The organism is Ectopseudomonas toyotomiensis, assembly GCF_017167985.1.
GTDB lineage: Bacteria > Pseudomonadota > Gammaproteobacteria > Pseudomonadales > Pseudomonadaceae > Aquipseudomonas > Aquipseudomonas toyotomiensis.
Window position 1 is genome coordinate 1,154,188 of the sequence record NZ_CP070505.1, and the last position, 24,874, is coordinate 1,179,061.

Here is a 24,874-nt window from a genome sequence, read left to right on the forward strand (position 1 = left end):
GCGATTTGATCCAAGTCAAACCTGGTTACCGCCAGGTGACCTGCTGCTCCAGCGGAAAGCGCAGGCGCGGGTTGTAGATGCCCTTCTCACCCTGGCGCCCGACGGCCAGCAGCATGATGGGGATGGCCTGACGCGGGATATCCAGCACACGACGCAGGCGCGGCTCGTCGAACCCCTCCATCGGACAGGTGGCATAGCCATGGCTCTGGAAGGCCAGTATCAGGTTCTCCGCCGCCAGCGCCGTCGACTTGACCGCCCACAGTCGCATGTCGGCCTTGCTGTTGGGCTTGCGCATCAAGGGTTTGCGCACCCCCATCAGTCGCACCAGCTGACGCTTGAACAAACCCAGCAAGCCCAGCGGCCCCTGGTTGTACTGGAAGGGCGCGGTCTTGCTGTAGAAGCTACGGATGCGCGCCGGCACCTCGGCCTCCGGCCAGTAATCGATGACATTGCGGCAGGCCTGACGCCAGGTGTCCGGGCGCGCCAGCACGGCGATGATCAAAGGTGCACGGGCGGCGTTCTGGCTCATGCATACCGGGTGCAGCTGCGCCAGCAGCGCCGGATCGCGAATCACCTGAAAACTCCAGGGCTGCAGGTTGCAGGAATTTGGCGCCAGCACGGCCAACTCCAGGCAATCGCGAATTACCGCGTCCGGCACCGGTTCGGGGGTGAAGCGGCGTACCGCGCGGCGACTTTCGATCAACGCGCGCAGTTCGGCCGGCGAAGCCATGGCGGGTGTTTGCTCGTTGAGAAAGCTAGTCATAGGCGCACTCCTCGGCAGTCGCCCGATTAAGCAGCCGGGCGACTTTGCGAACAAGAGGATGGGAGGAAATGGCCGTGGATTTGGCTGATCAGCCTCACCTGCGCCTCTGATCGAGGACGCAGGAGCCAAGACCTAGAGACCGAGCGCTTTCTCGATGGCCTGGATCAGTGCAGGATCGTCCGGCGTGGTGCGCGGCGAGAATCGCGCCAGCACACGGCCATCCTGGCCGACCAGAAACTTCTCGAAATTCCAGGTGATGTCACCTGGAAACTCAGCGCCCTCGCCCGCCAGCAGGCGATACAGCGGGTGGCGACCTGGGCCATTGACCTCCAGCTTGCTGCCCAGCGGGAAGCTCACACCATAATTGAGGCTGCAGAACGAGCGGATCTCGTCCTCGCTGCCCGGCTCCTGACCGGCAAACTGGTTGCAGGGCACGCCGAGCACGGTAAAGCCATTGCCCTTGTACTGCTGATAGAGCTTTTCCAGCCCCGCGTACTGAGGCGTCAGGCCGCACTTGGAGGCGACGTTTACCACCAGCACCACCTGGCCCTTGTAGGGCGCCAGCGGCAGTTCCTGGCCATCCAGCGCGCGTAGATTGAGATCGTGAAAGGCACTCATGACGAACTTCCTCAGCGAATTCAGTGCAGCGGGCGCAAGGCCCTGTAATCCTAGAGGCAGCTGCGTTTGGGCAAGCCGCCATGCATAAAAAAGGCGCCCTAAGGCGCCTTTATCGCAAGCTTGAGCTTAGCAGCGGTTTAACCTGTGAGAACGACCGCAAGTCGCCTGACGGGCAACTCAGCCTGTCAGTGGTGGTGACCACCTTCGCCATGGATATGACCATGAGCCACTTCTTCTTCGCTGGCGTCACGCACGCCTACGACCTTGACCTTGAAGTTCAGGCGCTGACCGGCCAGCGGGTGATTGCCGTCGACGGTCACGTCGTCGCCGTCGATATCGCGGATGGTAACGATCTGCATGCTGCCGTCCGGGCCCGAAGCGTGGAACTGCATGCCCACTTCCAGGGTGTCGACGCCTTCGAACATGGCGCGGCTCAGAGTCGCGACCAGCTCGGCGCTGTATTCGCCGTAGGCTTCTTCCGGCTCGACGGAAACGTCCAGCTCATCGCCAATCTGCTTGCCAACCAGGGCCTTCTCGAGGCCGGCGATGATGTTACCGGCACCATGCAGATACACCAGCGGCGCGCCGCCAGCGGAGCTGTCGATCACCTCACCGGCATCGTTGGTCAGGGTATAGTCGATGGAGACGGCCTTGTTGGCGGCGATCAGCATGGGGAGACCTTTTGCGAAAGATAAATGAACGGGCAAGTTTAACCAACGCCAGCCTGGATTGCGACCCGAGCCCGGACAAACGGGCCGTGCGCATCGTTGATTTTCGTCAGGACGATGACGGCGACTGGGTGGCAGTCTTGTCTTGTGGCCATACTCAACATGTACGCCACCGACCACCCTGGCAGAATCGGCCCTGGGTACTCGATCCAGAGCAGCGCCAAGTCAGGCTGGGAAGCCTCTTCCCCTGTGGTTGGTGTGCCATGGATCGGTCGCACGATGAATCCAAGGAAGTCTAAATGTCTGCACGCAACATTCTGGTGATCAACTGCGGCAGCTCGTCGATCAAGTTCGCCCTGATCAACGAAGCGCAGGAAACCTTCATGCTCAGCGGCCTGGCCGAGCGTCTTGGCAGCCCCGAGGCGGTGCTGCACTGGCAACAAGGTGAACAAAAGGACAGCCTGGTACTGCCGGGCGCTGACCACCGCCTGGCCCTGTCTCATCTTCTACCTGTGGTACAGCAGGCCGCAGCCGGCGAGCTGCACGGCATCGGCCACCGCGTGGTGCATGGCGGCGAGCACTTCTCCGGGGCCTCTCGTGTGGACGCCACCAGCCTGCAAGCGATCCGCCAGGTCGCACCGCTGGCACCGCTGCATAACCCGGCCAATCTGCAGGGTATCGAGGCGGCGATGAAGCTGTTCCCGGACCTGGTCCAGGTGGCGGTATTCGATACCGCCTTTCATCAAAGCCTGCCCGAGCACGCCTACCGCTACGCCGTACCGCAGGCGCTCTACGTCGAACACGGCGTGCGCCGCTATGGCTTCCACGGCACCAGTCACCACTATGTCAGCCGCCAGGCCGCGCAGATGAGCGACCTGGCGTACGACGCCAGCAGCTGGCTGGTCGCGCACCTTGGCAATGGCAGCTCCACCTGCGCCGTGGAAAATGGCCACAGCCGCGACACCAGCATGGGCCTGACGCCGCTGGAGGGCCTGGTGATGGGCACACGCAGCGGCGATGTCGACCCTAACCTGCACGGCCACCTGGCACGCACCCTGGGCTGGAGCCTGGAGCGGATCGACAGCATGCTTAACAAGGACAGCGGCCTGCTCGGCCTGTCCGGCCTGTCCAACGACATGCGCACGCTGGAGCAGGCCCGCGAACAGGGCCATGCCGGCGCCACCCTGGCCATCGAGGTGTTCTGCTATCGCCTGGCCAAATCGCTGGCGGCGATGAGTTGCGCGCTGCGCCGTCTAGATGGCCTGATCTTCACCGGCGGTATCGGCGAGAACTCAACACTGATCCGCAGCAAGACCGTGAACCATCTCAGCCTGCTCGGGCTGCAGCTGGATGCCCAGGCCAACGCCCGCTGCGTGCGCGGCGTCGCCGGTGCCATTCACGCCGACGGTCACCCGCGCGTGCTGGTGGTACCCACCAATGAAGAGCGGCAGATCGCCCTCGATACCCTTGCCCTGCTCGACTGAGGCTTTTTAATGCATACCTTCTTCATCGCTCCCACCGGTTTCGGTGTCGGCCTCACCTCCATCAGCCTCGGCCTGGTCGGCGCGCTGGAGCGCAGCGGCCTCAAGGTCGGTTTCTTCAAGCCCATCGCCCAGCCACATGCCGGCGACCTCGGCCCGGAGCGTTCCAGCGAGCTGATCGCCCGCACCCACGGCCTGAACTCCCCTAAGCCGCTGCCGCTCAGCCATGTCGAGCGCATGCTCGGCGACGGCCAACTGGATGAACTGCTGGAAGAGATCATCAGCCTCTACCAGCAGGCGGCAGTCGGCAAGGACGTGGTCGTCGTCGAAGGCATGGTACCGACGCGCCACGCCAGCTACGCCGCACGGGTCAATTTCCACCTGGCCAAGAGCCTGGATGCCGACGTGATCCTAGTCAGCGCCCCGGAAGACGAGAACCTCACCGAACTGTCCGACCGCATCGAAATCCAGGCGCAGCTGTTCGGCGGGCCGAAGGACCCGAAGGTGCTCGGCGTGATCCTCAACAAGGTGCGCAGCGAAGATGGCATCACGGCCTTTGCCGAGCGCCTGCTGGAACTCTCACCACTGCTCAAGAGCCAGGACTTCCGACTGCTCGGCTGCATTCCCTGGCAGGACGAACTGAACGCGCCACGCACCAAGGACATCGCCGAGCTGCTCGGCGCGCGCATCCTCAACGCAGGCGATTACGAGCAGCGACGCATGCTCAAGATCGTGCTCTGCGCCCGCGCCGTGGCCAACAGCGTACAACTGCTCAAGCCGGGCACTCTGGTGGTAACGCCGGGTGATCGTGACGACATCATTCTCTCCGCCAGCCTGGCGGCGATGAACGGTGTGCCGCTGGCCGGGCTGCTGCTGTGCAGCGATTTCGCCCCCGACCCACGCATCATGGAGCTGTGCCAGGGTGCCCTGGCCAGCGGCCTGCCGGTGATGACCGTGAGCACCGGCTCCTACGATACCGCCACCAACCTCAACCGTCTGAACAAGGAAATCCCCCTGGATGACCGCGAGCGCGCGGAGAAGGTCTCCGACTTCGTTGCCGGGCATATCGATCATGACTGGTTGAGCGCGCGCTGCGGCACACCACGCGAGCTGCGCCTGTCGCCCCCGGCCTTCCGCTACCAGCTGGTGCAACGCGCCAAGGCCGCCGCCAAGCGCATCGTCCTGCCCGAGGGCAGCGAGCCACGCACCGTTCAGGCAGCCGCCATCTGCCAGGCGCGCGGCATCGCCCGCTGCGTGCTGCTGGCCAAGCCGGAGGAGGTGCAGGCTGTCGCCCGAGCCCAGGGTATCGAGCTACCGGAAGGCCTGGAAATTCTCGACCCGGACCTGATTCGCGGTCGCTACATCGAGCCGATGGTCGAGCTGCGCAAGGGCAAGGGTCTCAACGCGCCGATGGCCGAGGCGCAGCTGGAGGACACCGTGGTGCTCGGCACCATGATGCTGGCACTGGACGAAGTGGACGGCCTGGTGTCTGGCGCCATTCACACCACCGCCAACACCATTCGCCCGGCGCTGCAGCTGATCAAGACCGCACCGGGTTACAACCTGGTGTCCTCGGTGTTCTTCATGCTGCTGCCCGACCAGGTGCTGGTCTACGGCGACTGCGCGGTGAACCCTGATCCCAACGCCGAACAGCTGGCGGAGATCGCCCTGCAGAGCGCCGCCTCGGCGCAGGCCTTCGGCATTCCGCCGCGGGTGGCCATGCTCAGCTACTCCACTGGTGATTCCGGCAGCGGCGAGGAGGTGGAAAAGGTACGGGCCGCGACCCGCCTGGCTCGCGAGAAACGCCCGGACCTGCTGCTCGACGGCCCGCTGCAGTACGACGCTGCGGCCATCGAGAGCGTCGGCCGGCAGAAGGCGCCGAACAGCCCGGTAGCCGGTCGCGCCACGGTGTTCGTGTTCCCTGATCTGAACACCGGCAACACCACCTACAAGGCAGTACAACGCAGCGCCGACTGCATCAGTGTCGGGCCTATGCTGCAGGGCCTGCGCAAGCCGGTGAACGACCTGTCGCGCGGTGCGCTTGTCGACGACATCGTCTACACCATCGCACTGACGGCCATTCAGGCGGCCGATCTGCCGAGCTAGAGAGGTCGTAGGGTACAGCGTGCGCGCCATGTAAAGCTGGGTGCGCGCGGGCCGCAGCAGCGAGCAGACAAAACCTGATGGTCAACACTGGCACTTGCAGGTCAGTGCACAACCGTTACCCTTGGCGCCGAACCAGCTCGCTGCACGGAACGCCGCAGCTCTTTCGACTGATACGGGGCGCAGAGAAAGCCCCTTTCTCAGGCTGCCCGCCGGACGTGCAGCCTGCTTATGGAGGCGTTCGCCCGATGCTGCACTTTCTTCTCGCGCCGCTGCGCGGCCTGATCGCGAGCCTGCTGCTGGCTCTCAATACCCTGTTCTGGTGCTGGCCGCTGTTCTTCGTCGCCCTGCTCAAACTGCTGCTGCCCTTCGCGCCGATCCAGCGCGCGCTGCGCTTCGTCATGCACGGCATCGCCGAAAGCTGGATCGGTATCAATAAATTCTGGATGCGCCTGGTTGGCCACATCGAATGGAAGGTTCAGGGGCTGGAGCGCTTCGATACCCGTCATTCCTATCTGGTGACCAGCAACCACCAGAGCTGGGTGGACATCCTGGTGCTGCAATACCTGCTCAACCAGCGCATGCCGCTGCTGAAATTCTTCCTCAAGCAGGAGTTGATCTGGGTACCGGTGATCGGCCTGTGCTGGTGGGCGCTGGAGTTTCCCTTCATGAAGCGCTTCAGCAAGGAATACCTGGCCAAGTACCCGGAAAAGCGCGGCCAGGACCTGGCCACCACGCGCAAGGCTTGCGCGCGTTACAAGACCAATCCCGTGGCGGTATTCAACTTCCTCGAGGGTACCCGCCTGACTCCGGCCAAGCATGCGCAACAGCAGTCGCCGTTCAAGTACCTGCTCAAGCCCAAGGCCGGCGGCATCGCCTTCGTGCTCGACGCAATGGGTGAACAGCTGCATGCCATCGTCAATGTCACCATCCACTATCCCCACGGTGTGCCGGGCTTCTGGGACCTGCTCTGTGGCCGCCTGGATGCTGTGCAGGTGATTTTCAGGCAGGTCGATATTCCGCGCGAATTCATCGGCCGCAACTACGATCAGGACGACGACTACCGCCTGGCATTCCAGCAGTGGGTCAACCGTCTGTGGGAAGAGAAAGACGCGGAGCTCGCCAGCCTTCACCAGCAAGCCTGAAACGCGCCTGGCGCTTCAGGGCTCCTCTAAAAACGTTAACGAGGCAGTCAGCGCAAGGCAAAAACAACCGAAAAGGCGGAGTTTACGAATTGTAAATGAGCACTTTGAGCTTGTTTTTAACGCAGCGATGACAACGCAGGTAGTTTTTAGAAGAGCTCTTCATTCGCCGCGCGGCAGCGGCAGCCTGCTCCAATCCAGCTGTGCCGGCACCTGCATCGCGGTGCCGGCCGGCACACCCGGCGCCACCAGAAAGCCCTGCATGATGTTGCAGTGGTGCCGCGTCAGCCACTCGCGCTGCGCCTGAGTTTCGACACCCTCGGCGATGACCTCCAGCCCCAGATGCCGACCAAGATCGATGATGGTGCTGACCACCGCGGCATCACGCGGTGAGTCCAGCATGTTAGAGACGAACAGACGGTCGATCTTCAGCGTGTCCAGTTCGAAATGACGCAGATAGGCCAATGACGAGTAACCGGTGCCGAAGTCATCAATGGCGATCTTCACCCCCAGCTCACGCAGCTGACGCAGCTGCGCCTGGGTCAGCTCCAGGTCCTGCATCAGCGCACTCTCGGTCACTTCCACCTCCAGCTGACTGGGCTTCAGTCCGTGGGCGTCGAGCACACGCTGCAGATCAGTCACCAGTTGCGGCATACCGAACTGCACCGGACTGACGTTAAGGCTGAGCACCATGTCTTCGCCAAACTGTTGCTTGAAGTCCGCCAACTGCCTGGCGCCCTCACGGAAGATCCACTCGCCGAGACGATTGATCAGGCGGGTTTCTTCGAGCAGTGGAATGAACACGTTCGGTGCCACAGTGCCAGCGACACGATGCTGCCAGCGCAGCAAGGCCTCGAAGCCACGCAGGCGCCCGCTATCGAGATGGAACTGGGGTTGATAGACCAGCACGAAGTCATCGTTCTCGATGGCGTGACGCAGGCTTTCTTCGAGCATTAGCCGCGACCGCGCGCGGCCGTTCATCTCCGGTGAGAAGAAGCGGTATTGCTGACGACCGGCGCGCTTGGCTTCGTACATCGCCATATCGGCCGAACGCAGCAGGCCTTCGACGCTCTGCCCGCACTCGGGAAAGCAGGCGATGCCGACACTGGCGCCGAGGGTGAAATCCACACCATCAAGGTTATGCCGCACCGAGACCAGCTCGATCAGCTTCTCCGCGACCTTGGCCGCATCCTCGGGGTGACCGAGGTTGTCCAGCAGCGCAGTGAACTCGTCACCACCGATGCGTGCCAGGCTGTCGTAGGGGCGCAAGCACGCCTTGAGCTGCTCACCGACGCGGCGCAGCAGCTGATCGCCGACATCATGACCCAGCGAGTCATTGATGCGTTTGAAACCGTCCAGGTCCAGGTACAGCACCGCAACCCGCTGACCGCTGCGTTCGATACGCGCCAACGCCGATTCCAACGCCAGATGAAAGCCACGGCGATTGAGCAGGCCGGTCAGCGCGTCAGTGACCGCCTGCGACTCCAGCTGCGCGTGCAGATTGCGCACCACCGACATGTCCAACGCGATCAATACCATCGCGCGTTGCGGCCGCGGCAGTGGCGAACAGGACAACGCCACGGGCAGGCAACCACCCTTGAGCGTGCGCATGATCGCTTCATGCACGCGGTAGGTCGCCTCGCGCCTGAAGTGCAGATAGAACTCCGATTGCTGCCAACCGTCTTCGCTGGCCGGATTCTTGAGAAACGACAGCAGATCGGCGCCCTCGAGATCGCCTACCTCGCCATCGAGCATCTGCGCCATGGCCGGGTTGGCGAACTGGATGCGACCATCCTCGCCGACCACCAGGATACCCTCGGCGGCGTTCGCCAGCACCGAGGCGTTGAATGCCCTGGCGCGCTCGAGCTGCTGTGAAAGTGTCTGTAATTCGCAGCGATTGTGCTCGTGCTCCAGCAGGCTCTGAATCTTGTGGCGCAGCACGCTGGAATCGAAAGGTTTGAGCACGAAGTCCACGGCGCCAGTGCTGTAACCACGCAGCACGGCATCGTGGGTCTGCGCGATGGCGGACACGAAGATGATCGGCGTCAGCCGCGTACGCGGGTTGCCGCGCATCAACCGGGCGACTTCGAAGCCGTCCATACCCGGCATCTGCACGTCCAGCAGCACCAGCCCCACATCCTCTTCGAGCAGACAGCGCAGGGCCTCTTCGCCGGAACTGGCACAGCGCAGCAGCCACTCTCCATCTTCGAGCAGCGCCTGCATGGCCTCGAGGTTCTCTACACGGTCATCCACCACCAGCAGAACCTGCTTGGCGGGTACGGCGGCGTTCTTGCTCTGCGCCTGGGCCATCGTCACTCCCCTATCCATCTGCCCTTGCACCAGTCACTCCTGTCATCAGGGTAGTCCATCGCCGGGCGAAGGCATGGTCGGCATCGCCAGCCAGCGCTCCAGCAGTGCCAGCAGCTCATCACGCTTGATCGGCTTGGCCATGTAGTCATCCGCGCCAGCGGTGATGCACTTCTCGCGATCGCCCTTCATGGCATGGGCCGTGAGCGCAATGATGGGGATCACGCAGCCGTGCTCCTGCTTGAGCAGCCGCGTGGCCGTGTAGCCATCCATATTGGGCATGGCCATATCCATCAGAATCAGGTCGAAGGGATCACGCTGGTAACTGGCGATGGCTTCCAGGCCGTCCTTGGCGGAGCTGACGCGCAACCCCACTTCATCCAGCAGCGCCGTCAGTGCATAGACGTTACGCACGTCGTCATCCACCAGCAGAATGCGCTTGCCCTGTAACGGGTTGAGCCGTGCATGGGCCGGTTGCGGCGCACGCACGTCACCGAGAAAGCCCTGTACCGCCTGGCACAACGCGTCGGTGTCGTCACCATGCTTGCGCACCACCACGGCGCTATAGCGCCGCAGCCGTTGCAGGGTCTGCTGAGTGACGTCCACACCGGTGTTGATCACCACGCGTGTACCTTGCAACGTGCGTAACTGGTTGAGACTCTCGAGCAGGGAAAAACCGTCCTGATCCGGCAGGTCGAGATCGATCACCAGCGCGCAGAACTGGCCCAGCGCATAGGCCTCGCGTGCCTGCTCGCCATCGGCGCAGGCGATGACCTGGAAGCCCAGCTCCGTCAACTGCTCACGGTAGTGCTCGCGCTCTATCTCGACATCCTCCACCAACAACAATGCCTGCTCCTGCTGCGCACCGTGCTGCAGCTCGATGAACACCTGCTCCAACTCATCGCGGCCGATGGGTTTGACCAGATAGCGGGTGCCATCGTCGTTCCAACCCACCGGTTGTGGGACGCAGGAAATAATGTGCACCGGCGTATGCCGATGGTTCGGCTGGGCGCGCAGACGCCGAAACAGCTGCCAGCCACTGAGATCGGGAAGCAGGATGTCGAGGATCACCGCATTGAACGATTCCTGCTGCAGCAGTCCCAGCGCCTGTAACCCGGTGCGGCAGTGCACGCTGGAGAAGCCGTGAGCATGAGCCTCCTCGGCGATCACTGCGGCGAAATTGGCATCGTCCTCGATGATCAACAGCGGCGGGCCGTCACCTGCACGCTGCGGCCCCTCGAGTGGCGCTTCGACACTGAGCGAGCCCGCCTGCACCGGCAATCTGACGGTGAAGGTAGAACCCTGCCCCGGCGCGCTCTGCAGGCTGATGTCGCCATCCAGGGCCAGCACCAGCTGACGGGTGATGGCCAGCCCCAGGCCGGTACCGCCGAAACGCCGGCTGGTAGAACCATCGATCTGCTGAAAAGCCTGGAAGACCTGCTCGTGCTGGGCCGGATCGATGCCAATGCCGGTATCACGCACGCTGAAGCAGAGCAGCTCGCGCTCATCCTCCTGGCGCCCCTGACTGCTGACGCTCAGCGTGACCTCACCCTGGTCGGTGAACTTCAGCGCGTTGGACAGCAGATTGCGCAGGATCTGATGCAGACGCACACGGTCGGTGTGAATGACGCGTGGTACCCCGGCCTCCAGCTGGGTGTGCAGACGCAAGCCCTTGAGTTCGGCCATCGGCCGCAGGCTGGCATCGAGCTCCACCAGCACGTCCTGCATGTTGATCGGCTCCAGCTTGAGCTGCATGCGCCCCGATTCGACCTTGGCCAGGTCGAGTACATCGTTGATCAGTTGCAGCAGATCGCTGCCAGCGCGGTGCACGATATCGGCGTGCTTGGTCTGCTTCTCGGTGAGATTGCCCGCCAGATTCTGGCGCAGTTGATCGCTGAGAATCAGGATGCTGTTGAGCGGCGTGCGCAGCTCATGGGACATGTTGGCGAGGAACTCGGACTTGTAGCGGTTGGCCAACAACAGTTGCTCGGCCTGCTCTCGCAATTTCTGCTCGGCCGCCTTGCGCTCGCTGATATCGATGATCACCGCCTGCACCAGGTTTTCATCGCCGCTGCGAATGGGTGACAGGCCGACCTCCAGAGGAATCATGCGGCCTTCACGATGCTGCCCGAACAGCTCGCGATTGCCGCCCATGCGGCGCTGTTCGGGCATGGCCTGGTAACCACGACGCAGCGCCACATGGCTGCCACGCTGCGCCGCCGGCAGGAGCATTTCCACCGGCTCGCCGAGCAACATCTGCCGCTCGTACCCGAACAGCAGCTCGGTCTGTCGATTGACCATGGCGATGCGCCCCAGCGCATCGACCAGCACGATGGCATTGGGCGAAGCCTCGACCACCAAACGAAAACGCTCCTCGGCCACCTTGCGCGCACGCAGGTCCACCAGGTTGATCAGGTAGCTGCTGCCCTCGTGCAGCGGGTTGAGGCTGATGCTGACCGGAATCGACTCACCGCGTAACGTGCGCACCATGCGTTCGTCACTCTCGGCCAACTGCTCCTGCAGGTCTTTCGGCGACTCGATATTGGGCAGCACGCGCAACACGGTCTCACCCGGCAAGGCATTGAGCGGGCAGTCGAACAGCTCGGCAGCGCTGCGATTGGCCATTTCGATGCGGCCCCTGTCATCACAGAGCAGGGTCGCCACCGGCAGCCGTTCGACCAATAGACGAAAGCGCTCTTCGCGCTCGCGCAGGGCCACGGCAGCCCGCTCACTGATCTGCAGCTTGCGGTCGCGCTGATAGAGAAAGCCGCCGACCAGAATCGACAGCAACAGCGTTGCGGCCAGCCCCGCCCAGAGACCGAGCATGCTGCTGCGATCGACCAGGCTGCGCTCGTATTCAGGGGTGCCTATCACCTCAAGCGCCCAGGTGCGGCCATACAGGGATAACTCCTGCTGACTGCGAAATCTCGGCTGCCAGCCATTGGCCTTGGTTTCGCCGCTGAGCAGCTGAAGGTCAGTTGCCTGCGGATCTTTCAGAACGATGTCGAACAAACGCGTCTGAGCGCCAAGAATCCCATCGATCAGGTCATGGCTGCGAAACGCCCCATGCACCAGGCCCAGTAATGCAGATCGCCGCTGCTCTGCGGTATTGACGGGTAACCCTGGGCGAAACACCGGCAGGTAGAGCAGTACGCCAGACTGCACGTCTACATCGACCTCCTGACGCAATATCAGCGGCGCGCTGAGGCTGGCTTCGCCAGTCTCGACACTGCGCTCGATAGCCGTCCGCCGCACTGCTTCGCTGAGCATGTCGAAGCCGAGCACGCGCCGATTGCGCCAATCCACAGGGCTGACGTAATCGATAGGTAGATAATGCTCACGCTCACCAGAAGGGAAGATCTGATAGTCGAGGCGACCGTCGGCAGCTACCTCGGCAGCAAAGTCAGTCAGTTGCTCCGGCAGCAGATAACGTGACCAGGCCACGGCCTGAATACCAGGGTAGCGATCCTGAACCTGCAACTGATCCAGAGCACGTTCCCACTCGGCGAGCGAGACCTGATCACTGCCTATCATCAGCCCGGATACGCCGCGCAGGACCATCTCGTATGTGCGCATACGCGCCAGCACCCGCTGGCTTACGTCCTGAGCCTCCAGTTGAAAGCGGCGCTGACTGTTCTCGCGCTCACGCTCCTGCAAAGTATTCCACTGCCAGAAAATCAGGCCACCCAACCCCAGTAGCAGGCCAAGCGCAACCAGCAGCGGCGTCCAGGGCCTTGGTGGCCGCTCGACAGCTCTGTCGTCCATTCGCTCTCCTTCGGTCATCCAGAACCAACGCGCACGGTACATCCGCACGCGGACATCACAGAACCACAGCAAGCATTCTAGTCAGGATTTGAATGAGTGGCCTTTTGCCAGAAGAGACTCGACGGGCGGTCACGGACATTGCCGCAAACACCTTCTGGCGCCTCAGCTACATACGTCCGCAGCCATGAATGTCAGCGACATAAAAAAGCCTCCCGGAGGGAGGCTTTGATTCAACGCGACGAGGCCTTAAAGCGGACGCAGGTTGATCTCGACACGACGGTTCTGCGCACGACCAGCATCGGTGGCGTTGCTGGCAATCGGCTGGCTCGGGCCAGCACCGTATGCAGAGATGCGCTGACCCGGCACGCCGTTGGCGGTCAGGTAGTTGGCCACGCTCTGAGCGCGACGCTGCGACAGGCTCTGGTTAAGCTCCTGCGAACCGGTGCTGTCGGTGTGACCGACGATGTTCACACCGTTCTTGTTGAACTCCTTGAACACCAGCACCAGTGAATTGAGGGTCGGGTAGAAGCTGCTGGAGATATCCGCCGAGTTGCTGGCGAAGGTGATATTGCCCGGCATGATCAGTTTCAGATCATCGCCGTTGCGTTGCACCTGCACGCCGGTGCCCTGCAGGGTCTGGCGCAGCTTGGCCTCCTGGGTGTCGACGTAATAGCCGTAACCACCACCGGCGGCGCCACCGACGGCTGCACCGATCAGCGCGCCTTTGGTGCGGTCCTTTTTGCTAGAAGTCGCAGCACCGATCACCGCGCCGGTCGCGGCGCCAATACCGCCATAGATGCCGGCTTTGCCGGCCTGGCTCTCGCCGGTGTAAGGGTTGGTGGTACAGCCGGCCAGCAAGGCCATGAGCGCAGTGGCTGCGATCAGATTACGCCTGGTCTTCATAACATTTCCTTAGGATTTCTTCTGGTATCGGGCAGACATGCCGCAGCCTTCGAACCGCCAAGGCGCGGTGAAGTTCCGCCCAAGCTTATCAGCCTGGGGCTATCAGAACTGCGAAGCAGAGCAGATCGACCCGATACGTACCTTACTGCACACCGGGCAGCGGTCGCAGCGTTACTTCGACCCGGCGATTCTGCGCACGACCTTCAACGGTGGCGTTGCTGGCCACCGGCTGATCCGGCCCCATACCACGGGTACTCAAGCGGCTGGGGTCCACCCCCTGCGCCAACAGATAGTCGGCTACGCTCTGCGCACGACGCTGCGACAGCCCCATGTTGTGGCTATGCGAGCCGGTGCTATCGGTATGCCCGACCACCTCGATGCTGTTCTGGTTGTACTGGCGGAAGGAATTGGCCAGGTTGTTCAGCGGCTGATAGAAGCTGCTGGCGATCTGCGCCGAGTCAGTGGCGAAAGTGATGTTACCCGGCATGATCAACTGAATCACATCGCCTTGGCGCTGCACCTCGACGCCGGTGCCCTGCATGCTGCGGCGCAGCTCTTCTTCCTGCTTGTCGGCGTAGTAGCCATAACCTGCCGCCGCGGCACCAGCCACGGCCGCGCCGATCAGCGCGCCCTTGCCGCGGTTGTCATGGTTGATCAGCGCACCGGCAGCCGCGCCGGCCAGCGCCCCGATACCACCGTAGGTGGCGGTGCGGTTGGAGCTCGGTGCACTCTGGTCATAGGGGTTCTGCGAGGCGCAGCCGCCAAGCAACAGCGCGGACGAGCAAAGGGCAATCAGAGAAAGACGGAACATGAAGGAATCTCCATGAACGGTGGATGATGGCTCTTTGAGTTCCGGCGCGGTCATTAGTGCCCCGTCAGGCACGAATAAAGGGATTCTCCCGCATTTCGTCGCCCAGGCGGGTATCCGGGCCATGGCCGGTGACCACGGTGGCATCCTCGTCAAGGCTGTACAGGCGCTGCCTGATCGAACGCTCGATAGTGGCGTAGTCGCCGCCCCACAGGTCGGTACGGCCGATACCGCGACGGAACAGGGTGTCGCCAGCGATCAGCAGCTTGGCGTCCTCGAACCAGAAGCTCATCGAACCCGGCGTGTGCCCTGGCGTATGCAAGGCCACGCCGCAGCCACAGGCCAGTTCCTCGTCATCGGCCAGCCATTTGTCCGGTGCCGGCACAGGCGTGTAAGGCACACCGAACATGCTGCACTGCATCTCCAGATTGTCCCAGAGGAACTGATCTTCCTTGTGCAGATGCAGCGTGGCACCGGTCTTCTCCTTCATCTGTCCAGACGCAAGAAAGTGATCGAGATGGGCGTGCGTGTGAATGATGCTCATCACCTTGAGGCCATGAGCCTCCAGACGCGCCATGATCAGATCGGGATTGCCACCCGGATCGACCACGATGGCCTTCTTCGTCACCGGGTCGCCGATGATGGTGCAGTTGCACTGCAAGGGGCCGACGGGGAAGGTTTCGCGGATCAGGGCGGGACGTTCTACAGAACTCATCAGGGCACCTCATTTCGGTAATCGCCGGGCAGTTTACCGGTCCATTTGCGGAATGCACGGCGGAAGTTGGACGGGTCGCTGAAACCCAGCAACTGGGCAATTTCATACAGCGGCAAATGCGTGGTGCTCAGGTACTGCAGGGCCAGCCGTTTGCGCACGTCGTCGAGCACCTGCTGATAGCTGGTACCCATCTGCGCCAGGTGCCGGCGCAGGCTGCGTCCACTGGTATGCAGGGCACTCGCGGCGCTTTCAAGATCAGGAAAGTCACCGGGGCGCGCCAACAACAGGCGTCGCACCCGTGTGAGCAGGCCGTCCTGCACGTCGAGGCTGGCCAGTAGCGCTTCGCACTGCTGCTCGCACATCTGCACCGTGGCCGGGTTGGCCAGGGCCATGGGCCGCTGCAGATAGTGCCGCGGCAGGCGCAGCCAATGACAGGGCTGCTCGAACTGCGCGGCCACACCGAACACCTCGGCATAGCGCTCGGCGTAGTCCGGTGCAGGATGAGCGAAACCGACGGCCAAGCCCTGTAACTCTTCCCCCAGGAGAAAACGTGCAATGGTGTGAATGCTGGTCAGCAGGCCCTCGGCGGTAAAGCGCGATTGCGGCCCCATGGGGAAAGACTCGACGGCGCGCAATTCCACATCCTCGCCCTGCTCTACGAGTTCCAGCTCGAAGGACAGACCGAGCACGCGATAGTACTTCAGGGCGAACTGCAGCGCCTTGCCCAAATTGGCGCTGGACAGCACCGCGTAACCGAGAATGCCATGGGTGGAGACGTTCAGGCGCTGGCCCAGTACCAGGCCAAGTGCCGGTTCTCCGCACCGCTCCAACGCAGCCTGAGTCAGATGGTGAAAGTCGATAAAGGACAGTCGACCATTGGGACTGCCAAGCACCTCTGGGCGTACCCGCGCGGCGGCAAACAGCTCGGTACGCGCCAGGCCGAGTTCTTCGGCCAGCGCCAGCAACGCCTCGGCGTAGGCGACGGGAACCAGTTCGGCGGTGAAGTTGAGGGTTTGTTTCATCAGTTCGTTGTTCTGGCAGCTGGCCGCAAATGACCTTCCCGATTGCGAACCTTAGCTCAGCGAATCCACGCTCGCCGCCCTGCTGCTGCCCCAACTTTTTGCTGGAATGACGCACTGGCCGGATATGACTGCCACCTTGGCTGTTACGAACCTGTGCCCAACAGCGCATGACGCCCATAGTAGTTAGCAGTCAAACAGCGCAATGGAGCTCTCATGGCCAGCACTACACCGGAAGGATTGCAGATTCGCCCCAGGCACATGGATTTCGATCTGCCCAACCCGCTGCCGCGCCACTGGAACGGCGGCGACGCCTTCAAGACCCATCTGTTCGATGCCATGTCGGTGTTGTTTCCCGACGGCGAGCGTTTCTTCATCGATTCGGTACGCCATTTCCGCGACCGTATAGAAGACCCCGTACTCAATGAACAGATTCGCGGTTTCATCGGCCAGGAGGGCCATCACAGTCGTGAACATCTGGAGTACAGCCAGCGTCTGCGTGATCTGGGTTACGACGTCGAGCGCATCGAGAAACGTGCCCGGACGCGCATCCGCTACACCCAGAAGAAGTTCTCGCCACAGCGCCAGCTGGCCGCAACCGCAGCACTGGAACACATTACCGCGATCATGGCTGATGGCCTGCTGAGAAATAACGCGTACATGGCCGACGCTCACCCAGCCTTGGCTCGCCTGTGGCATTGGCATGCTCTGGAGGAGACCGAGCACAAGGCGGTGGCCTTCGACGTTTACAACCAGGTATGTGGCAGCCGCAAGCTGCTGCGCCGGGCAATGCTCATGGGCACCTTCTTCTTCGTGCTCGACACTACGCGTGGCCTGGCACACATGCTCAAAGTGGACGGCCTGTTGTGGAACTGGCGCGTGTGGCGCGACGGCATCCGCTGGATGTGGGGCAAGGAAGGCGTGTTCCGCCCGCTGATCAGCACTTATCTGGACTTCTTCAAGGACGGCTTCCACCCTTGGGAACACAACAACCTGGACCTGTTGCACGCCACCCGCGAGGAGTTTGACGGTACCCCGCTGATTCAGGCCGGAGCCGCCTGAAACGCAGCACCTGCCACGTAATACAAACAAGCCCGAAAACTGTCCGGGCTTGTTTCGTGGCTCGGATTTTCTCTGGGCCTTTCCAGGGCAAACTCAACCCAGCAGAAATCTCATTGCATCGGCCGCGCTCTGCTCGGGAATTTCTTCCATGGGGATATGCCCGACACCCGGATAGACCCTGACCTGAACACCCGGCAGATCGCGCTGCCAATGCGGCACATGTTTGGGTGAGATCCAGCGATCACGATCGCCCCACATGAGCAGGGTTGGCGCCTTGATCAGCGCAACTCGTTCCGGCGTCGTGTGCAACTCCTCCTTGTTGACCTTCAGCAGCACGCGGAAGATCTCCATCATGCCGCGGCGGTTACCCGGGCGTCGCGACAGGTCGTAGTAGCGCTCGACCACTCCTGCTTTGATTCGCCCCGGCTCACCGTAGACCTCCTTGATGCCCTGGGCGATCAAGGCACGCGGCATCCACATCGGCATGGCGACAGTCGCACCGGGCAGCGCAGCCGCAGCGATCATCCACGGCACCTTGTGCATGGGATAGCCGGCCGGGTCGATCAGCACCAGCTTGCCGACGCGCTGCGGCTGCACCAAGGCGAAGTTCCAGGCGATATAGCCACCAAGGGAGTTGCCGGCGATATCCGCCTTGCCCACCTGCAGGTAATCGAGCAGTTGGCCAAGCACGTGCATCATTCGCTCGACCGAATAGACGCCGTCGCGCGCCGGACCGGTGAGGCCGAACCCCGGAACGTCGAAGCGGATGATGCGGTAATGCGGGGCGAAGGCCTGCACCCACCCGTCCCAGGTGTGCAGCGAAGCGACCACGCCATGGATCAGTACCAACGCCGGTTTGTCACGGCTGCCTTCGTCACGGTAATGGACATTGAAGCCGTCAATCTCGACATAGCGAGAACCCTGAGCAGCATTGCCATAACGCGATTTCAGGCGCTCCAGAGGCAGAGACCCGAAGCCCATACGGGCGAAGCCTGCAGCCAACGGCGGTTGCAGAGACAGTCTATTGGCAGACATGCACGATACCTCGACACTTGCAGTAGGTATCCGCGATCAGAGCATGAGTGGGCGCCAAACACCGCCCAACCTAGGTTGAGCCAAGCACCGTCTTGATCGGCTGCCGCAACGCCCAGATCAGCGCAGTAGCCCGAGGCCCTTGGCCCGCGCCACCGCCTGAGTACGCCGCTCGACACCGAGTTTGCTGTTGATGTGACGGGCGTGGGTCTTGACCGTGTGCAAAGAGATGAACAGACGCTCGCTGATCTCCTGATTGGAACAGCCACGCGCGATCAACTGCAGCACGGCCAACTCGCGGCCACTGAGTTTTTCCGTCAGGCCACCCGCCTCTACGACCACCTCCTCGTCCGAATCCCGGCTGCCTGGCAACTGCGCGAGCAGCGCGTTGCGCAGCGGACACGGCGGACGCAACTGCAGACGCTCGCGCAGCCAGCGCGGCTGATGCTGCAACAGCTCGATGAAAGGTAGCAGCGCGCCGCCCTGAGCGAGATCCAGACAACTGTCGAGCTGCTGCTGCGCCTCCCGCTCTCGCCCGGTCTGCTTCAGTAATTGGGCGAGCTGCGCCTGCGCCGCCAGACCGACCAATTGACCACCCAGCCCCTGTGCACGCTGCTGCAACGCACGCAGACGACGCTCCGCATGCTCTAGCTCGCCCTGCAAACGCTCCAACGCTGCCTGCTGCAGATCGATATGCAACGCCAGCTGCGGGTGAAACTCCGGCGCCAGTGCTCGCCCCTGCTCACCATAGGTTTCCGCCAGCTGAGGCAACCAGGCGGCAGCCAACTCCACCTGTCCTTGCCGCAGCCACAGCTCACACTTGATCAGCGTGATCATCGCCAGGTAGTAGATCGCCGGCACATCCCAGACATGCATCAAGCGTTCGGCCTCACCCAGCAGGGCAAACGCTTCGGCTGGCCGTCCATCACGCCCTTCCAGGCTGGCCAGCACGCAATAGCCAATCAATGCACCGACATCGCGGCAAGCCCTGGCTTCGGCAATCCCCACCCGTAAGCGTTCCACGGCCTGAGGCTGCAGACGCAGACTGAGCAGATAGCCCTCATAAATCGTCAAGCGCGCCCGCACCGAGTAATTACGCTGTGCCGGCAAACGCTGCACCAGCAGCAATCCCTGGTGCACTTCCTCCTGCGCGCGCAGCACCTCACCACGGGCCTGCAACACACGAGCCCGCTCATAATGGGCAAGCGCCTCGAGCAGAGGGTTGTCGATACGCTGTGCCAGCTCCAGGGCGTCGCGGTTCAGCCCACGCGCACGCCACAGATCGCCACGCACCATGGCCAGGTTGGACAACGCCGACAGACACATGAAATGCGGGCCATAACGCTCCGCCGGTAAACCGGCCAAGGCCTCGCTGCATTGCAGTTCGGCACGCACACCATCGCCACGGCCACGGGCGATAACCCCATCGAGCGCCTGCCATTGCGCCAGCAGGCTGCGTTGAGCGGCAGGCTCGGCAGCCGGCAGGAAGCGTACGAGCTGATCGAGCAACTCTTGGGCAGCATCCAACTGGCAGGCCAATGCCAGTGCCCAGCCATAGAGCATGATCAGTCGTGGTGTGCTGGCCAGCAGATCGTCCGGCAGATTGGTTTTCCAGCGCAGCAGCATGGCGATGTTCTGTTCCGCCAGCATCTGCTCCTCGGACAGGTTCTGCACCAGGCTGGCGGCCACATCGGCCTGCCCTGCCAGCAACGCCTGCTCGATGGCGGCATCCAGCATGCCTTGCGCAGCGAACCAGCGACAGGCACGCAGGTGGGCGCTACCGTGCGAACGACTCAATCCGTCGGCAGAGCGCGCATTGAGCAAGTCGGAGAACAGGTGGTGATAGCGAAACCAGTGCCCCTGCTCGTCGAGCGGCACCAGAAACACCTGATTGGCCTGCAGATGGCGGATGATCGCGGCGCTGTCATGGCTGTCACGAACCGCATCGCACAGCTCAGCGCAGAAGCGCTCCATGCAGGCGGTGTCATACAGGAACTGTTGCACCTCGGCGGGCTGTCGCTCGATGACTTCTTCGAGCAGGTATTCACGGATCAGCCCTTCACCGCCGTGCAGTTGAAGCACCTCGCCAGCTTCCGCCAGTTCCTCGACAGCCAACAGCCAAAGACGTAAACCAGCGATCCATCCCTCGCTGCGCTGCAGAATCCCGGTGACCTGCTCCTTCTCGAGGCGCGCGCCCTGACTTGCCAACAGCGCGTCGAGCTCGGCGGTCGTCAGACGCAGATCCTGCTCGTTGAGCTCCAGCAACTGCCTCGACAGACGCAGGCGCGCCAGGTGCCAGTCAGGCCGCTGACGGCTGGTGACCAACAGCAGCACACCAGGGGGTAAATGGTTGAGGAAGAATTGCAGACAACGATCCAGCACCGGCCCCTGCGCCAGATGGTAGTCGTCCAGCACCAGCAACAGCGGCTGACCATCATCGAGCTGCTGGGTCAGCTCATCGAGTAAACCGTCGAGCCACTGCTCGAATGCGAAGGGTTGGTGGCGCTGACGCATCTTCAGCAGCCCGAGCGCTTCCTCGCCGAGGCCAGGATAGAACTGCTGCAGCCCATGCAGGAGACGCTCGAGAAAGCGCCCCGGATCATGATCGCGCTCGTTCAGCCCGAGCCAGAGGCTGTGCCAGTGATCGGGTAGTCGTTCGCAGAACTCGATGGCCAGTGAGCTCTTGCCAAAACCTGCTGGCGCACTGACCAGCAGCAATCGCCCTTGCAGGCCCTCTTCAAGACGCTGACACAGCCTGGGTCGCGGCATATGCCCTACTGGCAGTGGCGGACGATAGAAACGCGCTTCCACCGGTGTGGCCGGCGTGTAGGGAAAACCTGGCGAGCGGGAGAGATCTGTCATCGGCCTATTCTTGGAAGTCTTCTGATGCATCGGCGGGCTCGATCTGAACCCAGCCTAGCGACCTGCAATGGCCATTTGAAGCGCCCGCTACAGTCCGTAACGAAAAAGCCGGCACAAGGCCGGCTTCGTCGTGTTGCTTGAGGCAGGTTTTAGCGAACGCCAGCCTGACGCAGAGCAGCCGGGGTGTAATCGCTGCCAGCGGCCTTGTAGTTGAAGTCGTAGGCTTGTTTCTCCTCGTTCTTCATACCCAAGGCCAGGTAGCGACCGGACAGCAGGTCGTACAGGGTTTCCACGGTGTACCACGGCACTTGCTTGTCGTAGTAGTACTGGGCATGCGCCTCAGCTACGCGCCACAGGGTGCCACGGCCATCGTAGTGGTCGATCAGAGCGGCTTGCCAGGTGTCCTCGTCGATGTAGAAGTCACGCTTGGCGTAGATGTGACGCTCGCCCGACTTCAGGGTCGCGGTCACGTGCCATACGCGGTGCAGCTCGTAACGAGTCAGATCCTGGTTGATGTGGCCGGCCTTGATGATGTCGGAGTACTTCAGGCTCGGCGAGTCCAGCTTGTAGGCGTTGTAGGGGATGTAGATCTCCTTTTTGCCGACCAGCTGCCAGTCGTAGCGGTCTGGCGCACCGTTGTACATGTCGAAGTTGTCGGAAGTACGCAGGCCGTCAGCGGCGGTACCCGGACCATCGTAGGACACCTGCGGAGCACGGCGCACGCGACGCTGACCAGCGTTGTACAGCCACGCCAGACGCGGCTCCTTCACCTGGTTGAGGGTTTCGTGCACCAACAGCACGTTACCGGCCAGACGCGACGGAGCGGTTACGCGCTGCTTGAAGTAGAACAGTACGTTGCTTTCCTTGCTCGCATCGAAGTCGGTCAGCGCATCACGGAAGGTGAACTCGTCCTGGAAGTAGACCAGCGAGTAGGAACCGTTCGCCTGCGGAGTCGCCTGGGTCACCAGACGACGCACGCTGCCACCGCGGTAGCGGGTGATGTGGTTCCAGATCGCTTCCAGACCGTTCTGCGGGATCGGGAAGGGGTTGGCGGTCTGGAAGTTCTCCAGGCCGTTGCCACCTTCCACCATCTTGGTGTTCACCGCGTTCTGCTTGGTCGCCTCCAGCACCGCAGCCGGCAGGCTGGCCGAACGGTGAGTCGGGAAAACCGGCATCTTGTAGCTTTCCGGGTAGCGCTTGAACATCGCCAGCTGGCCGGGAGTCAGCTTGTCCTTGTACTGGTCGACGTTCTGCGCGGTGATGGTGAACAGCGGCTGCTCGTTGGCGAACGGATCGGCCAAAAAGCCACGCGGATCGACCGCACCGGCGTTGGCCGGCAGACCGCCAGTCCAGGCGGGGATCGAGCCATCGGCATTGCCGGCCATCTCGGCGCCTACCGGAGTCAGGGTGTTGCCCAGCTTCGCAGCCTCGTCAGGCGACACTGCCGCCATCACGCTGGTCGCCAGCAGAGACAGGGTCAGGACACCGCTTTGCCACAGTTTTTTTGTTGTTTTCATTTGCATCATGATTCCTCGAAATTCCTGGCCGCTTAGAAGTTCATACCAAAGCTGAGCGCGACGAAATCGCGGTCACGCTGGGTGTTGTACTTTCCGCCACCGAAGAAGTTGGTGTACGACAGATCAGCGGTGTAGGTGTTCTGGTACTCGGCATTAAGGCCAAGGCTCACGGCTTTACGACCTTCCTCGAAGTTGGCGCCTGGGCCAGGAGAATAGCCCTTCACATCGTGCGACCAAGCGACACTCGGACGCAGGTTCACGCCAGCCAGGGCATTCGGGTATTCCCAAATAGCGCGAGCGCGATAACCCCAGGAGTCGGAGGTAGTGAAACCGTCATTTTCACAATAGCGGCCGACATTCTCGGCCGTACCACTTCCCAAAGTCCCTGTATTCAGGGTTTGGCAAGTGCCACCAGGAAGAGGCCCCGGCCCAAAGACTGGGTCACGCCCGTAACGTGCCTCGCTGTTGCTTTCCAAACCACCGACATGGGTCCAACCGAGTTCACCCACCAACGTCAGACGACTTGCGCCCATGACTTGATCGAAGAAATGGGTGAAGGTCGTTTGAAGCTGAGTGATTTCCTTACGGCGATAACCATGCAGATCGGTGCCAGGAGTCCCCTGCAGTACCGACACGTTAGGATCCAGCGGCGTAACGCCGGCAAAGAGGATATCGGTGGTATTCAGCTGCACCGGTGCATTGGGTCGATAGCTGATTTCCCCGCTCCATGCTGTCCCAGTGGGCAAGGTAGTCGAGAAGCTCAAACCATAAAGACGAATGTCTTCCGGATACTCGATAAAGTACTGAGAGTTGCCCGCTACTATCAATGGGGCCAGAGCTCCAAACCCAGCAGCAGTGGCATATACAGACGCATCCGGCGCACTACCGCTGAAAATTGGCAGTCGACTGTGATAATTCATTGCATAGAAACCAAACTCGGTATCCAGCGGCTCGAACATGTAACGGAAAGCAACACCCCACTGTCCGCTATCGCGAGCATCTCGATCCGCTCCTCGAGCTACCACAACCCCCTCGTCCGGGCTTCCCCAGGTGACGCCCTGGCCAGCGAGAGCTGCCACGGTACCGGCTGCGGTGGCATTAGCAACTGCATCGGACGCACCTCCTGCAATAGCCTGCGCGTAAACAGCATCGAAAACGCCTTGCTCTGTCCGCAGTACAGCCAAGTTCTGATCACAACCGTCCGCAATCACGTCTGCCTGAGAGAAGAATGTGCCGCAGTTATCCACCACGGTCTGGTCCCACTCTATTTGATAGAAGGCTTCCATCGACAAGTTGTCGGTCAGACTCTGTGCCACATAGAACATGTTTACAGGGATCAGGCCTTCCTTGATCTCCGCGCCTGGACGGCGAAATGCAGAGACATCGATAGGGTTGATGGCGTTGACGCCACCACCGATGAAGGTGCTTTCCCCCCAGTTGACCACTTGTTTACCGAGGCGAACGCTGCCCGGCATATTGCCGATGGCATAGTTGTGATAGATGAACGCATCGAGAATTTCAGCGCCAGAAGACTGGGCACCCTCTTTACGGTTGCTATCGCTGATGTCCTTGAACAGACGGCTCTCGTCCTTCAACTCGAAGTCATACCAGTACTTACCGCGCACGAATACGCCGGTGTCACCGTATTTCAGTTCAAGGTCATGGATACCCTTGAAGATTTTCGAGAAGGTCTCACCACGCTTGAAATTCAGGTGACCATCATCAGAGGTCTGCGACAGACCACGACCGCCGTTATTCACGCCAATCAGATCTTTATCTGCCTTGGAAGTCGACCAGCTAGCACCGACCGACAGCGACGAGTCGAACTGCCCTTCGATCTCACCGATATTGAAAGTGACGCCGAATGCCGGAGCGGCAAGGGTGGAAGCGAGGCTGACGGCCAGCGGCAGTTTTGCCAGGCGCCAGTAGGGTTTTGTTTTTGTTGTCATCGACGCTACTCCATGTGTTTTTTGTTATGGATGCTTGGACTATAGCCAGCAGGTGGTACTGCTTGATCCCTCGAAAGTGTGATTTGCAGCCCCCAGGCACTCTGGCTCGCAGGTTTCAGGCCCTGTCCCTAGCCAAGCATGGACGTGAAACAGCAATTAG

17 protein-coding genes and 1 pseudogene are annotated in these 24,874 nt (G+C 61.8%); 5 read left to right on the forward strand and 13 right to left on the reverse strand.

All coding sequences use genetic code 11. The annotated features are described in order from the left end of the window. Positions 1-25: 25 nt before the first annotated feature. The 3 genes from JWV26_RS05240 to JWV26_RS05250 all read right to left on the reverse strand — a co-directional run bounded on the left by JWV26_RS05240 (position 26) and on the right by JWV26_RS05250 (position 2,052). On the reverse strand, positions 26-763 hold the full coding sequence (locus JWV26_RS05240) for a nitroreductase family protein (RefSeq protein ID WP_074916343.1): 738 nt from the start codon (positions 761-763) through the stop codon (positions 26-28). A 132-nt stretch (positions 764-895) separates the two neighbouring features. Beyond that, positions 896-1,381 (reverse strand): glutathione peroxidase, encoded by a 486-nt coding sequence (locus tag JWV26_RS05245; protein WP_072424280.1) that lies wholly within the window; start codon positions 1,379-1,381, stop codon positions 896-898. A gap of 185 nt (positions 1,382-1,566) precedes the next feature. After that, positions 1,567-2,052 carry an FKBP-type peptidyl-prolyl cis-trans isomerase gene (locus tag JWV26_RS05250; RefSeq protein ID WP_074916345.1) on the reverse strand — a complete coding sequence of 162 codons (486 nt, stop codon included), beginning with the start codon at positions 2,050-2,052 and terminating at the stop codon, positions 1,567-1,569. On the opposite strand from JWV26_RS05250, the pseudogene JWV26_RS24630 reads away from it, so the two are divergent. The 4 genes and pseudogenes from JWV26_RS24630 to JWV26_RS05270 all read left to right on the forward strand — a co-directional run bounded on the left by JWV26_RS24630 (position 2,021) and on the right by JWV26_RS05270 (position 6,778). After that, a pseudogene (locus tag JWV26_RS24630) lies at positions 2,021-2,348 on the forward strand (DUF3565 domain-containing protein). The gene JWV26_RS05250 and the pseudogene JWV26_RS24630 sit on opposite strands and share 32 nt — an antisense overlap. After that, positions 2,349-3,533: an acetate kinase gene (locus JWV26_RS05260; protein ID WP_206418545.1), complete on the forward strand. Its 1,185-nt coding sequence runs from the start codon at positions 2,349-2,351 to the stop codon at positions 3,531-3,533. A gap of 9 nt (positions 3,534-3,542) precedes the next feature. Next, positions 3,543-5,636, forward strand: a complete 2,094-nt coding sequence (gene pta, locus JWV26_RS05265) for a phosphate acetyltransferase (RefSeq protein ID WP_206418546.1) — start codon at positions 3,543-3,545, stop codon at positions 5,634-5,636. Between the two features lie 245 nt (positions 5,637-5,881). Next, entirely contained in the window at positions 5,882-6,778 is an 897-nt protein-coding gene (locus tag JWV26_RS05270; RefSeq protein WP_206418547.1) for an acyltransferase, read from the forward strand. A gap of 159 nt (positions 6,779-6,937) precedes the next feature. On the opposite strand, the gene JWV26_RS05275 is transcribed toward JWV26_RS05270, so the two are convergent. The 6 genes from JWV26_RS05275 to JWV26_RS05300 all read right to left on the reverse strand — a co-directional run bounded on the left by JWV26_RS05275 (position 6,938) and on the right by JWV26_RS05300 (position 16,295). Beyond that, entirely contained in the window at positions 6,938-9,085 is a 2,148-nt protein-coding gene (locus JWV26_RS05275; protein ID WP_074916355.1) for a putative bifunctional diguanylate cyclase/phosphodiesterase, read from the reverse strand. 45 nt (positions 9,086-9,130) lie between these two features. After that, positions 9,131-12,847, reverse strand: coding sequence for a response regulator (locus tag JWV26_RS05280; protein ID WP_206418548.1), 3,717 nt, complete (start codon positions 12,845-12,847; stop codon positions 9,131-9,133). Between the two features lie 246 nt (positions 12,848-13,093). Next, a complete protein-coding gene (locus JWV26_RS05285) occupies positions 13,094-13,750 on the reverse strand; it encodes a YiaD family glycine zipper/OmpA-like lipoprotein (protein ID WP_021489349.1) in 657 nt (218 codons plus the stop codon). 142 nt (positions 13,751-13,892) lie between these two features. After that, a complete protein-coding gene (locus tag JWV26_RS05290; RefSeq protein WP_072424288.1) occupies positions 13,893-14,561 on the reverse strand; it encodes a YiaD family glycine zipper/OmpA-like lipoprotein in 669 nt (222 codons plus the stop codon). 64 nt (positions 14,562-14,625) lie between these two features. Beyond that, complete coding sequence (locus JWV26_RS05295) at positions 14,626-15,273, reverse strand: MBL fold metallo-hydrolase (RefSeq protein ID WP_206418549.1); 648 nt, start codon at positions 15,271-15,273, stop codon at positions 14,626-14,628. Next, on the reverse strand, positions 15,273-16,295 hold the full coding sequence (locus JWV26_RS05300; RefSeq protein WP_206418550.1) for an AraC family transcriptional regulator: 1,023 nt from the start codon (positions 16,293-16,295) through the stop codon (positions 15,273-15,275). Before JWV26_RS05300 ends, JWV26_RS05295 begins: the two co-directional genes overlap by 1 nt. A gap of 213 nt (positions 16,296-16,508) precedes the next feature. On the opposite strand from JWV26_RS05300, the gene JWV26_RS05305 reads away from it, so the two are divergent. Then, positions 16,509-17,354: a metal-dependent hydrolase gene (locus JWV26_RS05305; RefSeq protein WP_206418551.1), complete on the forward strand. Its 846-nt coding sequence runs from the start codon at positions 16,509-16,511 to the stop codon at positions 17,352-17,354. Between the two features lie 93 nt (positions 17,355-17,447). On the opposite strand, the gene JWV26_RS05310 is transcribed toward JWV26_RS05305, so the two are convergent. The 4 genes from JWV26_RS05310 to JWV26_RS05325 all read right to left on the reverse strand — a co-directional run bounded on the left by JWV26_RS05310 (position 17,448) and on the right by JWV26_RS05325 (position 24,714). After that, positions 17,448-18,389, reverse strand: coding sequence for an alpha/beta fold hydrolase (locus JWV26_RS05310; RefSeq protein WP_206418552.1), 942 nt, complete (start codon positions 18,387-18,389; stop codon positions 17,448-17,450). Between the two features lie 117 nt (positions 18,390-18,506). Next, complete coding sequence (locus tag JWV26_RS05315) at positions 18,507-21,248, reverse strand: winged helix-turn-helix domain-containing protein (RefSeq protein ID WP_206418553.1); 2,742 nt, start codon at positions 21,246-21,248, stop codon at positions 18,507-18,509. A 149-nt stretch (positions 21,249-21,397) separates the two neighbouring features. Further along, entirely contained in the window at positions 21,398-22,765 is a 1,368-nt protein-coding gene (locus tag JWV26_RS05320) for a DUF1329 domain-containing protein (RefSeq protein WP_031306640.1), read from the reverse strand. A gap of 32 nt (positions 22,766-22,797) precedes the next feature. Next, positions 22,798-24,714, reverse strand: a complete 1,917-nt coding sequence (locus JWV26_RS05325) for a DUF1302 domain-containing protein (protein WP_206418554.1) — start codon at positions 24,712-24,714, stop codon at positions 22,798-22,800. Between the last annotated feature and the right edge of the window lie 160 nt (positions 24,715-24,874).

Bases quoted from the DNA above. Each gene is read 5' to 3' on its own strand.
- JWV26_RS05240 (WP_074916343.1), bottom strand. From the start codon at position 763: ATGACTAGCTTTCTCAACGAGCAAACACCCGCCATGGCTTCGCCGGCC.
- JWV26_RS05245 (WP_072424280.1), bottom strand. From the start codon at position 1,381: ATGAGTGCCTTTCACGATCTCAATCTACGCGCGCTGGATGGCCAGGAA.
- JWV26_RS05250 (WP_074916345.1), bottom strand. From the start codon at position 2,052: ATGCTGATCGCCGCCAACAAGGCCGTCTCCATCGACTATACCCTGACC.
- JWV26_RS05260 (WP_206418545.1), top strand. From the start codon at position 2,349: ATGTCTGCACGCAACATTCTGGTGATCAACTGCGGCAGCTCGTCGATC.
- pta (WP_206418546.1), top strand. From the start codon at position 3,543: ATGCATACCTTCTTCATCGCTCCCACCGGTTTCGGTGTCGGCCTCACC.
- JWV26_RS05270 (WP_206418547.1), top strand. From the start codon at position 5,882: ATGCTGCACTTTCTTCTCGCGCCGCTGCGCGGCCTGATCGCGAGCCTG.
- JWV26_RS05275 (WP_074916355.1), bottom strand. From the start codon at position 9,085: ATGGCCCAGGCGCAGAGCAAGAACGCCGCCGTACCCGCCAAGCAGGTT.
- JWV26_RS05280 (WP_206418548.1), bottom strand. From the start codon at position 12,847: ATGGACGACAGAGCTGTCGAGCGGCCACCAAGGCCCTGGACGCCGCTG.
- JWV26_RS05285 (WP_021489349.1), bottom strand. From the start codon at position 13,750: ATGAAGACCAGGCGTAATCTGATCGCAGCCACTGCGCTCATGGCCTTG.
- JWV26_RS05290 (WP_072424288.1), bottom strand. From the start codon at position 14,561: ATGTTCCGTCTTTCTCTGATTGCCCTTTGCTCGTCCGCGCTGTTGCTT.
- JWV26_RS05295 (WP_206418549.1), bottom strand. From the start codon at position 15,273: ATGAGTTCTGTAGAACGTCCCGCCCTGATCCGCGAAACCTTCCCCGTC.
- JWV26_RS05300 (WP_206418550.1), bottom strand. From the start codon at position 16,295: ATGAAACAAACCCTCAACTTCACCGCCGAACTGGTTCCCGTCGCCTAC.
- JWV26_RS05305 (WP_206418551.1), top strand. From the start codon at position 16,509: ATGGCCAGCACTACACCGGAAGGATTGCAGATTCGCCCCAGGCACATG.
- JWV26_RS05310 (WP_206418552.1), bottom strand. From the start codon at position 18,389: ATGTCTGCCAATAGACTGTCTCTGCAACCGCCGTTGGCTGCAGGCTTC.
- JWV26_RS05315 (WP_206418553.1), bottom strand. From the start codon at position 21,248: ATGACAGATCTCTCCCGCTCGCCAGGTTTTCCCTACACGCCGGCCACA.
- JWV26_RS05320 (WP_031306640.1), bottom strand. From the start codon at position 22,765: ATGAAAACAACAAAAAAACTGTGGCAAAGCGGTGTCCTGACCCTGTCT.
- JWV26_RS05325 (WP_206418554.1), bottom strand. From the start codon at position 24,714: ATGACAACAAAAACAAAACCCTACTGGCGCCTGGCAAAACTGCCGCTG.